We start from the raw sequence: 10,658 nt of genomic DNA, 5'->3' as shown, positions 1-10,658 counted from the left end.
ACTGCTTTGCACTGCTTTGCACTGCTTTGCACTGCTTTGCACTGCTTTGCACTGCTTTGCACTGCTTTGCACTGCTTTGCACTGCTTTGCACTGCTTTGCACTGCTTTGCAGTCCCTTCTCCCGCAAGCGGGAGAAGGTGCCCCGAAGGGGCGGATGAGGGGGCTTCTGGCTTCTGCGCGGTGCTTCGCACCTCACCCTCTCCCCAACCCCTCTCCCGGGGGGGAGAGGGGCTTCAAGCAAGCTTTCAAGCAAGGCTTCAGGCAGCGCTTCACACAACAGCGCTGCGTGCCGCTAGCGGGCTTACTTCTTGAACAGCAGCGCCAACACGCTGGGCCGCAGTGCCAGCTTCATCATCTGGCGGAACTCTGCCGGCGTCAGACTGGTCTTGCACGGCAGCATGCCGGCAACACCGTCCATCACCAGCAGGCCATCCTCGGCCTTGACGTCGTTGATGCGCACGTCCAGCTTCATCGCGGGGGTAGCAACCTTCATGCTCAGCCCTCCCAGTTGCCAAGACCAACGATTTCACGACCTGCGGCGCGGCCGGAGATCATCGCTTCGGTCAGGTACGAACCGTTCTGGTACAGGTCCGAGAACATCGAGCCCATTTCGCCGGCTTCGTACAGGCGCGGGATGTGCTTGCCATCGTGGTCCAGCACCTCGGACTTGATGTTGCGGCGCGCACCGCCGCCGGTGCAGACGATCACCGGGTCAACACGCACGCCGTAGAACGGCGCCTGCGTGATCGGGAACAAGGTGTCCGGGTTGCGGCCAAAATCAGCATCGTGCCTGGCCGCGCAGGCCGCGTTGTAGCGCTCCACTTCCGCGCGCAGCTTGGCCGGGTCACGGTTGATCTTCACTGCCAGCTCTTCAAGCGTGTCGGCCTGCTGGATCCAGCCCTTCTCGATTTCCGCCGAGTTGTCATCGGACCACTTGTAGCCGCGTACCACCGGGTTCCAGCTCATCACTTCCACCACCAGCTTGTTGTACTGGCAGGTGATGGCATCAAAGATCATGTGCACCGGCTGCGCACGATAGTGCGGGGTGTCCACCCAATGGCCGTGCTTCTTTTCCTTGTAATGGGTGAGCTGCAGCTCGGCGGTTTCGTTGTAGAAGCGCTCGGTGTTCGCATCCACCTCGATCCAGCTGAAGCTCTGCCAGAAGAAGTTGCGCAGGAAGCCGTTGACGAAACCCTCCGGCTTGAAACCCGGCCAGATGCCGCCCGACTGGCCCTGGTTGCGCATATGCCACAGATCGGCGCCGGCCTTCTGCAGGATCTTGATGCCGTCGCCGGTATTGTGCGGCGTGCCCAGTGGTGCCGGGTTGGCCAGGCCGAAGTAATTGCGCTGCATGTCCAGGTTGGCTTCAAAGCCGCCGGTAGCCATCACCACGCCTTTGTTGGCACGGATGGCCATGCGCTGGCCGTTCTGCTCGGCAATGACACCAAACACCTCCAGCGTATCCGGGTCCTGCACCAGGTCCTTGAGCGGCGACTCGTAGGCGATCTGGATGCGCGGACGCAGGCGGATGTTCTCACGGAAGGCCAGGTACACGCCCGAGGGAATCGGCAGGATGGTGGCGGTGCAGTGCACCGCCTCGCGTGCACCGAACTCCGGGAACTCCAGCACCGCATCGCGCTCGGAGAAGCCGGTGCCATGGATGAACTGCGCACCGGCCTGTGCGGCGCGCTCCTGGATCCACGGCTCCAGCGCTTCCATCGCCTCCGACCACGGCACCAGCATGTCTTCCGGGATCGGGTTGGCCACGCTCATCTTGCGCTGGTACTCGGCCAGCACCTTGGCGTTCTTGGTGATCAGCAACGACTGCCCGGCCACCCGGCTGTTGCCGCCGGTCTCGGCCTCGTTGGCCTTTTCCAGGATGAGGATGGACAGGTTCGGGTCCAGGTCATGCGCCTCGATAGCGGCGCACATGGCAGCCAGGCCAAAGCCGGCGATGACGAGGTCGTACTGCTGGTCCCACTGTTTGACGGCGTTGCGACTGGCCATGGTTCCCCTCCCGGGAGATTGCGATAGGCCCGACTATCAGCGCCCTGCCCCGACAACCGCCAACCAATTCGCGTACGATCCACAACCATTGGTTGTTACAGTGCACCCGCCATGGATCTACGCCAGCTCCGCTACTTCCTGTCCGTGGTTGAACACGGCAGTTTTACCCGCGCCGCCGCGGCCACCGGCCGCACCCAGCAGGCCCTGAGCAAGGGCATCCAGGCGCTGGAGCAGCAACTGGGCGCGCGCCTGTTCGAGCGCGGCAGCCGCGAGGCGCGGCTCACCGACGTGGGCCGCCTGCTGATGGAGCACGCCCAGCCCGCCCACGACGCGGTGCGCCGCTTCGAGGACCGCCTGCAGGAGCTGCAGACCGGCGCCGAGGGACAATTGCGCATCGGCACCGGCCCCAGCACCGCCGGCTCGCTGGTCGCGCCAGCGGTGCTGGCCCTGCGCCGGCACTGGCCGAAGATCGGCATCCACGTCAGCGGCGGCATCCTGCCCGAGCTGCTGCCCAACCTGCTGGCGCGCGAGCTGGACGCGGTGGTCACCCTGCACACCTTCGGCGACGGCGACCCGGACCCGCGCATCAAGAGCGACGTGCTGATGCACGATGAGTACCGTGTGCTCGCCAGCGTGCGCCACCCGCTGGCGCGGCAACGCGATATCACGCCAGCACAGTTGCTGGAGCAGGCCTGGATATTCGGACGGCGCCTGGGCGCGGTGGAGGCCGCGTTCCGGCAACGCTTCCACGAAGCCGGCCTGGAGCCACCGCTCAATACGATGGAAAGCGGCTCACCGGAATTCATGCGCGCGATGATCCGCGACGGCGGCTATCTCACGTTGCTGCCCAGCCGATTGGCGCAGGCCGAGTTGCTTGCCGGCCATTGGGTGAAGCTGGATGCACCTGGGTTTGCATGGCAACGGCCGGTAATGGTTTACACGCGCGACGGCGAGCCGCAGAGCGCGCCCTTGGCAAGGTTTCTACAGGCGCTGCGGAATGCTGCCGAGCAGGCACAGGTGCGACAGGTGGAGTGAAGCGGCGTTTGCCCTGGCTTGTGTACTTACGGGCACAGGAAAATCACCTTTGCGTGCCACCACCACGGCCTTCCGCAGGTTGTTACACCGCGGCAAAGCGATCGCTACCTGTTATGACCGCTAGCTGGCGGTTATTGCAGGCCGAAAACAGCGTATAGAGCGCAGAGCGTTCGAACACAAACATTTGATCCAGCGGGGGAATCCGCCCGGTTCCACGCAGGGACAAAACGCGGGATACTCCGCGCTACACCGCTGTTCGGCGGTCCAATACGAGTTAGGCGGCAGTGGGTTGGGTTGGCTGGCCCCTCTTCTTTCGGCCGCAACATCGGCAAGTCACCGGTCGGCTCCGGGCAGCAGCACCAACTGTTCTCGGCATCGGCAAGCGCATCATTTCGCCTTACGCTTCACTGCCCCACCGCAATCATTTCATCACACTTCGGCGGCTACGCGCGGCAGGGTTTCCCAGGCAAGCTCCACCCTGCAAGCTGTGGCATGATCGGCTCACGTTGGGTTGCACAAACAAGGCAGCATTGGCCCGGGGAGCGGCAAGTGGCCACAGCCGCCTAACAATTCATTCAAGCCGAACCCGCTTCGCGGGTCGGCTTAATTCCAGAGTTAGGTTCCACAAGAGGGTCCAATGATTGCTCCGGTCACAAAGCAGGAAGCTGAAACTCTTCGGAAAATATTGCAGAGCCCCATGGAGAGAATTGAGCTATTTCCAGAGGCTGATGCTTATGGCGCCTGGCTCAGCAAAATAGCTCGCTTCGTTAGCTCCAAAGGCGGGTCGTCTGCAATTGGCGTAGAAGAGTACAAGGCAGACTTCGAATTCTTCACTGCAAGCTCTGAGGAACAGTTGGCATTGCTCTTCCTCACTAAGCTGACCCCACTCGAACTTGTGTTCTTTGGTCAAAATTGGGTGATCAGTGTGTCCTCATACCCAGAGCATGAAGGCTCTCCATCTCTTGAGCGGTCAGTTCGCCTTTACGGGTCAGCCAAGATGGACATCGCAAGCTAGTGTCTATCGCTTCGATGGCACCTAACAATTCATTCAAGCCGAACCCGCTTCGCGGGTCGGCTTAATTCCAGAGTTAGCGCTCAATGACAGATCCCAACAACTGCTATGCCTACTTCGCGGTGTACGACGACGACCTTGACCCTTCGGTTGTGTCTGCTGAGCTTGGCACCACTCCGACACGCGCTTGGCGCAAGGGAGACCGAGACTCTCGACACCGGGAACGGCGGACGGGTAAATGGTCGCTTTATTCCAGGGTCGAGCGTACCGCAGCTTTGGAGGAACACCTGGAGGACGTTCTTCTTCAAATGGACGCCAACTCAAGCGCCTTTGCCGCCGTCAGCCATCGCTTAGGCGGCACCATGCAACTAGTTGGCAACTTCAATGACATTGGTGCGGGACTCTGCGTTTCAACGACTATCGTTTCCCGGCTCGCCTTCTACGGCTTGCGACTAGATCTCGACACTTACTACCTGTATTCGGACAGTCGCGAGTGCACGGGTTGAGCGCTAACAATTCATTCAAGCCGACGCCGCTGCGCGGCGCGGCTTAATTCCAGAGTTAGGCCGCATGAAGAACATCCACACCATCTTAATGCCCGCTCTTGTTGGCCTCTGCCTTTCGGCTGCCGCTGGTGCGCTTGCTCTGTTTGCTCTTCCGTCAGGCTTGGCTTCAACCGTCTATTTGTGGCCAGGCACCCACATTGCTCCAGTTCTTGGCAAGATCACTCCAACGTCATTTCTTTACTGGCTAGTACCGGACGGCGGGGCGCCAGCCTACCTCCTGCTCATTGCAATTGGGGCCTTCTTTTCTTGGGCTGTACTCTGCGCGGCGGTGGCGTTCGTTATCCGTCGCATGGTGCGGCCTAACAATTCATTCAAGCCGAACCCGCTTCGCGGGTCGGCTTAATTCCAGAGTTAGGCCGCCTAGAAAGATGAGCGATTTTCTTCTAGTTCTGCTTGTTCCAGTGCTCGCTTCTTTAGCCTGTCTTGTATGGCTTACGGCCCGCCGTTCGCTGGCATCTCTTCGAGCCGCGCTGACTTGCTCTAGTCTCTCATTGCTAGTCTGGGCTTGGGCATGCTGGCAATTTCGCGACGGCATCGGGCTTGGGCAAGAGCCCTCACAGGGTCTGGCGGCTGTACAAAACTTCGTCGGGCTTGCTTGGGTTCCGTTGCTGGGGTGCCTGGTGTTCTCAGTTGTATCAGTAGCCGTTTACCGCACGCGCAGAGTTCGCTACGGTGCGGCCTAACAGCCGAACCCGCTGCGCGGCGCGGCTTAATTCCAGACTTAGGCAGCAAATCCAGGTACCGTCGAACTCACAAGGAAGCGAAGATGACTGACTGCACGCCAGACCACCAAGGCAATATCACGTGCCCCAGCTGCGGAAACGTTTATTCAGGCGATAGCAACTGCCACACAGTTCCTGCTCCAAGCGGTAGCGGCGGTTGCACTAAGCGGTGTCACTGTCCGTCCTGCGGTGATTCTTGTTGCATGGAGCGCGATCGACCAGGGCTTAAGCCTTGGTGATAGCCCCGCTGCCTAACAATTCATTCAAGCCGACCGCTGCTTCGCAGCGTCACCTTAATTCAGGCGTTAGTCTTCCGAGACGAATTATGCGAAAGCTCCTTGCAATTGCGGCACTTCTTCCGGCTCTTGCAGCGGCATCTCCACCCTCGGATGGCATCAATGACCTTTTCGCGGGCACGTGCATGAAGCACTTCTATTCGCAGGACAATCTTCGCAAGGCAATGAGCGACGCCCTGGAGGCCCCTGTCGAAAAAGCAGAGTTCTTTCTTGGCGGCAACCCTGGCAAGGCATGGTTCGTTGTAGCGCCGTCCACCGCATACGTGGTTGCACTCCGCGACGACACTGTCTGCGCCGTTTTTGCGCAGCACGCCAACCCCGACCAAGTTCGCGCCGGCTTCTTGGCCTTAGTGGCCACGGCCCCGGAACCACTCGTGGCTGAGGCACAGAACGCAACTGGGTTGGGGCCCAACGACGCTCACACTCGCACGACGGCGTACTCTTGGTCACGGCCAGAGGACAAAGATGAGCTTCTTTTTGTCCTTACTACTTCTGACAATAACGATGCAACTGCTCAGGCCATGGTTTCAATGTCACTGGTCGGCAAGGCTAACAATTCGTTCAAGGCGATGCCGCTTCGCGGCACGCCTTAACTCAATCGTTAGGCTGCATGATGAAAAATTGGTGGGTGTAAGATGGGAAAAATTTCGATTCTCGCAGGGATACTTTCAATCCTTGGGGTTGTTGCATTCTTCTTATTGGGCTGGGGTTCTTCTGCAATCTACTGGCTCAGCCTCGCTCTCGGACTATGTGCGTTAGGCTTCGGATTTATGGCTAGGAATAGCATGCCGGGAAAAACAGGAATAGCACTTGGGCTCCTTGGAGTTATTCCTACCTTGCTGCTCATTGGTTGGCTGCACTTCATGGTTGGAGCCTAACAATTCATTCAAGCCGACGCCGCTTCGCGGCGCGGCTTAATTCAGGCGCTGGGCCCTATGGAATACATCGACGTCGAGTGGAAACACCAGAACACTACTGATCCAGTGCGCCTAGTCTCCGAACTCAACGCAGACCGATACGAAACGCGCAAGCTGGAATTTTTCCCTATGGGTAAGGTTGGCTATGCATCCCAGCAAAGCGGTTCGCCCGGCACCGAGCTTGGCATTGTCCCGGTTCCACCGCTGGCGGAGATCAATCAATCACATGAGTTCAATGGCGTTACTATCAGCGCTCAAAGCTTCGAGAGCTTATGGGCTGCCAATGTGCCAGCTAGGGGCTAACAATTCATTCAAGCCGAACCCGCTGGGCGGGTCGGTTTAATTCCGGAGTTAGGCCGCTATGAGAAATCCGGTTCTCACTTACTTCGTATACGACGGTGAAATGGAGCTGCCAGAAGAGGGCGTGGCAATCCATAGCGGCAGGCCTCACTACTTCTGGCTCCGCGACCCTCTCCCTGTGCTGGGAACTGCAGTCTTTGACATTGTTCCAATTGACCAACCCTTCCTAGAGGCGGTGTCTGAGTTCGAGACAATATGGCGCGAGTGGGACCTCGCCTACCACGCAGGGGAAGTGGAGCTAAGTACTCATCCCGGCATCCAAGGCAATAACCTTCGATTTCTAGAGCTCCAAGAGCAGATCGCGACTCAGGCCGAAGATCTGCGCAGCGCCGCGCATCAACAGCGTGGCCTTGTTAAGTTGTTGGAAAGATATCTAGCGGAAGCCCGCCGGCATGGGGGAAAGAAATGGCCTATTCCGGGGATGCGATCCGCCGAGTTGGAGATCGTATGGCAAGTCCCCTAGAGCGGCCTAACAGTTCATTCAAGCCGAACCCGCTTCGCGGGTCGGCTTAATTCCAGAGTTAGAGGGCTAATGAACATTCTCTCCCGTCCTCCAAACCGGCCTTATCGCAACCTGTTTTTGGCCGCACTGGTCGGGGTCCCCGCAGGGAGTCTCGTAGTTTCGCTCTTTCTCGCCCTGTTCCAGTCCACCTCGCTCACGCAGTCTCTGACACTCATCGCCGATGCCTTGTTTGTCTCATCCATCGGTTACGCCGCAATGGCATTACTGCTGTTGGCATATGGGCTTCCTGCACTTTGGCTTGCTCTAAGGTTTCGCCTTGCGGGTCCAGCTACGGCTCTACTAATCGCCACGCTCCCTGGTCTGTGTATTTGGTTCCTTGGCGGCACCCGTGGCTCGCTCGCCTGGCTTCCGCTAGCCATATCCGTGGCCACAGGTCTCGCGTTTGTCGCGTTGGCGTATCGCGGCACGCCCTCTAACAATTCATTCAAGCCGAAGCCGCTTCGCGGCTCGGATTAATTCAGGTGTTAGCCATGTCAAAGCTCCTGCTCGCGATCATCGGCCTTTTCATGACCACGTCAGCATCCGCCCAAGAGTGGGCAACGGCCGTCTCTAGGCACCAGGCGGAGGACCGCTCCATCGTCTTCCGGTACGTCAAATCCTTTTCGGTAGACTTCCGCCGCTCCAAGCAACCAGATCGGGTGATCTTGGTCTGGGACTATCAGTCGGAGAGCGGCATGCCATCCGCTGATGAGCGCAGGAGTATGGACGAGCTGGAGGACGCTATTTCACCAACCATCGAGAGCAATGGCTTTGCAACGCTAGCTCTGGTGTCAACTGGCGAAAATTTCCGCGAATGGATCTATTACACCAAGTCTCAGGATGAGTTCATGACCAAGCTCAACTCGGCTCTGAAGGACAGTCCAGCCTTTCCCATCAAGATACATGCGGCGCCTGACCCCGCGTGGAGCACCTACGAGGAGTTCATCTCCGGTGTGGTTCCTGGCGATGGCTAACAATTCATTCAAGCCGAACCCGTTGCGCGGGTCGGCTTAATTCCGGAGTTAGGTTGCCCGTGATAATCCGTCGTCCTCTTCTGATTTCCCTGCTGGCTCTCAGCTCTGCGCTGTATCTCCGCGTAGCGAAGGGTTCCGCTGTACGAGAGTGGGTGACCACGCTTCTTGGGTACGAGTGGCGGGCAATTGTTGAGCACGCACTTTCCGGCCTTGGCCTACCGCTAATGCTTGCGTTTCTATTTCTTGGCGCATTTAGGAACCTCGGCAAGAGCCCTTCAAGCGATCGAGCACAGCAGATTATGTTGATCTGCTTCTTCGCCTTATTCGCAATCGGGTACGCTATCAACAGCTATCTGTTCGAGCAGGATCAGGCGGTTACGGGTGTGTATGGGGGAGCTGCTCGTGGATATTTTCAGTACCAACAATGGTACGCAGACCTAGTAGGCATGGGTTTGGCTGCTGGTTACATGTTTTGGGACCTCGCAACTCATCGCCGGCAACCGAACCATTCATTCAAGCCGACGCCACTTCGCGGCGCGGCTTAACTCAAGGTATTAGGCATCAGATCATGCGCATCGAGAACGTCGAGATCTACTCAGACCAATCGAATATGCCCGTTGTCCGGCATCCTGGTCGCAAGTTCCCGGGATTGCTTGTGCAAGGCGACACTCTTCATGCGCTATGCACCCAGACTGCCATGGCGCTCTGAGATAGTCCTGACGCAGTAGATGAACTACGTGATCTACACGGTACGCTGCTCGTTATGCTTGAGCACTATAAGTCCGTACTTGATGAGCATCAGATCAGCCTCCCCTTCGTGGAGACACCTGATGCCTAACATTTCATTCAAGCCGAACCCGCTTCGCGGGTCGGCTTAATTCCAGGGTTAGCGCTCAGGAGCAGCAATGGAGGATTCTCCCAAGATGAGTACTACCAGCAAGATTTTTGTAACAGTTGCTATTGTATTCGCAGCGGTCAATTTCGTGGATTTTGTGCTTTACGGCAATGAGCTTCGCAACCTTGCCGGGGCTGCTGGCTTCGCTCTTATGGCTTTCGGTACTTACAAAAATCTCAACTGGGCTTCAATCTCAGGGGCGATTTTCGCGCTAGGTGGGATCGTCGCAAAGTACCTCTCGTGAAGGCTAACAATTCATTCAAGCCGAGCCCGCTTTGCGGGGGAGCTTAATTCAGGCGTTAGGCGATGGTGTGTTGGGTTGGGTTGGCTGGCCCTTCTTCTCTCGGCAGCGACACTGGCAAGTCACTGGTCGGCTCCGGGCAGCAGTTCCAACCGTTCTTGGCGTCAGCAAATTCTCTACTTCGTCTTACGCTTTACCGCCCTGCCGCAATCATCTCGTCGTACTTCGGCGACATCGCTCGACAAGATTTCCTGGGCAAGCTCCGTATCGCGAGCTGTGGCATTATCGGTTCGTATTGGGTTGTGCAAGCAAGGCAGCATTGGTCCTGGGCTCAATCAGCGGCCACTGCCGCCTAACAGTTCATTCAAGCCAAACCCGCTTCGCGGGTCGGCTTTATTCAGGCGCTAGGCGCTTAAAGGAGACGCATGGATATGCTTCTGACATCCGCGCTCGTTGGTGGTATCGCCGGTGGATTAGCTGTGCTTCTTCTTGCATTCTTGATTCCTCGAAAAACCTGCCCCAAGTGCAAGACGTTGCTGCCTAGATTCCGCAAACCATCCAACACCCGTGAAGCCATGCTAGGTGGCTGGAAATGCCCCTCCTGTAGCGCAAAGATTGCTCGTGATGGTTCGCTTCTGTCCAATGACACCCTATGACAGACGCGCCTAACAATTCATTCAAGCCGATGCCGCTACGTGCCGCGGCTTAATTTCAGACGTAGGTTGCAATGACAGAATAGTCGTATCTGCTATTTGCTTCTTCCATCTATGCCTTGGGGTTCGTCGGGCTATTCGGCGTTTCGCTGCTTCCTCTCCGAGCCTTCCTCGCACTGCGGCGCAACGCATTTCTCTGGCACGCGTCTGTTCTCGGCAAGACTGCTCTCATTCTGGTGGCTGTTGCGGCCATTGCTGCCGTAGCTATTGGCATACCTCAGATTGCCGGGGTATTCCGTTGCCTCACAGAGATGCATTGCGGCGCTAGTCGCGCCAGCGGCTGGCTCTTCCTTGCCATCTTTGGAGTTGACCTGCGTACGGATCTTGTAGCCAATTAGCCAGTGAGTCCGGGGTGGATATTATCTGCCTCGAGCCAAGCCCGTCGAACGGTGGCCGGGGCCTTGTAGCGGTGGGCGCT

General features: G+C 58.0%; 13 protein-coding genes. 11 read left to right on the top strand and 2 right to left on the bottom strand.

The window, feature by feature from the left end; all coding sequences use genetic code 11:
- Window positions 1-301: 301 nt before the first annotated feature.
- Entirely contained in the window at window positions 302-493 is a 192-nt protein-coding gene (locus AC1VXC_RS20405; RefSeq protein ID WP_057626798.1) for a hypothetical protein, read from the bottom strand.
- Between the two features lie 2 nt (window positions 494-495).
- The gene (locus tag AC1VXC_RS20400) at window positions 496-2,007 is read right to left on the bottom strand and encodes an FAD-dependent oxidoreductase (protein WP_481539802.1); all 1,512 of its coding nucleotides are present in this window, start codon (window positions 2,005-2,007) and stop codon (window positions 496-498) included.
- Window positions 2,008-2,118: 111 nt separating this feature from the next.
- Between AC1VXC_RS20400 and AC1VXC_RS20395 the strand changes: the two genes are divergently transcribed.
- The 11 genes from AC1VXC_RS20395 to AC1VXC_RS20345 all read left to right on the top strand — a co-directional run bounded on the left by AC1VXC_RS20395 (window position 2,119) and on the right by AC1VXC_RS20345 (window position 9,530).
- Window positions 2,119-3,042 carry a LysR family transcriptional regulator gene (locus AC1VXC_RS20395; RefSeq protein WP_313495812.1) on the top strand — a complete coding sequence of 308 codons (924 nt, stop codon included), beginning with the start codon at window positions 2,119-2,121 and terminating at the stop codon, window positions 3,040-3,042.
- A gap of 637 nt (window positions 3,043-3,679) precedes the next feature.
- Window positions 3,680-4,057, top strand: coding sequence for a hypothetical protein (locus tag AC1VXC_RS20390; protein WP_481529329.1), 378 nt, complete (start codon window positions 3,680-3,682; stop codon window positions 4,055-4,057).
- 83 nt (window positions 4,058-4,140) lie between these two features.
- Window positions 4,141-4,560 (top strand): DUF4279 domain-containing protein, encoded by a 420-nt coding sequence (locus AC1VXC_RS20385; protein WP_313173188.1) that lies wholly within the window; start codon window positions 4,141-4,143, stop codon window positions 4,558-4,560.
- Between the two features lie 64 nt (window positions 4,561-4,624).
- On the top strand, window positions 4,625-4,963 hold the full coding sequence (locus tag AC1VXC_RS20380; protein WP_313494673.1) for a hypothetical protein: 339 nt from the start codon (window positions 4,625-4,627) through the stop codon (window positions 4,961-4,963).
- A 704-nt stretch (window positions 4,964-5,667) separates the two neighbouring features.
- Entirely contained in the window at window positions 5,668-6,231 is a 564-nt protein-coding gene (locus AC1VXC_RS20375; RefSeq protein WP_481539801.1) for an NMCC_0638 family (lipo)protein, read from the top strand.
- Window positions 6,232-6,573: 342 nt separating this feature from the next.
- Complete coding sequence (locus AC1VXC_RS20370; RefSeq protein WP_313494675.1) at window positions 6,574-6,858, top strand: DUF6881 domain-containing protein; 285 nt, start codon at window positions 6,574-6,576, stop codon at window positions 6,856-6,858.
- Window positions 6,859-7,447: 589 nt separating this feature from the next.
- Window positions 7,448-7,894: a hypothetical protein gene (locus tag AC1VXC_RS20365; RefSeq protein ID WP_313494676.1), complete on the top strand. Its 447-nt coding sequence runs from the start codon at window positions 7,448-7,450 to the stop codon at window positions 7,892-7,894.
- 14 nt (window positions 7,895-7,908) lie between these two features.
- Window positions 7,909-8,391, top strand: a complete 483-nt coding sequence (locus AC1VXC_RS20360) for a DUF695 domain-containing protein (RefSeq protein WP_313174243.1) — start codon at window positions 7,909-7,911, stop codon at window positions 8,389-8,391.
- A gap of 59 nt (window positions 8,392-8,450) precedes the next feature.
- A complete protein-coding gene (locus tag AC1VXC_RS20355) occupies window positions 8,451-8,936 on the top strand; it encodes a hypothetical protein (protein ID WP_481539800.1) in 486 nt (161 codons plus the stop codon).
- Between the two features lie 23 nt (window positions 8,937-8,959).
- Window positions 8,960-9,100: a DUF6959 family protein gene (locus tag AC1VXC_RS20350; RefSeq protein ID WP_481539799.1), complete on the top strand. Its 141-nt coding sequence runs from the start codon at window positions 8,960-8,962 to the stop codon at window positions 9,098-9,100.
- 214 nt (window positions 9,101-9,314) lie between these two features.
- Window positions 9,315-9,530: a hypothetical protein gene (locus AC1VXC_RS20345; protein ID WP_481539798.1), complete on the top strand. Its 216-nt coding sequence runs from the start codon at window positions 9,315-9,317 to the stop codon at window positions 9,528-9,530.
- Window positions 9,531-10,658 lie beyond the last annotated feature (1,128 nt).

This window comes from Stenotrophomonas sp. STEN033 (assembly GCF_056856655.1).
This window is presented reverse-complemented; position numbering and strand designations above follow the sequence as displayed.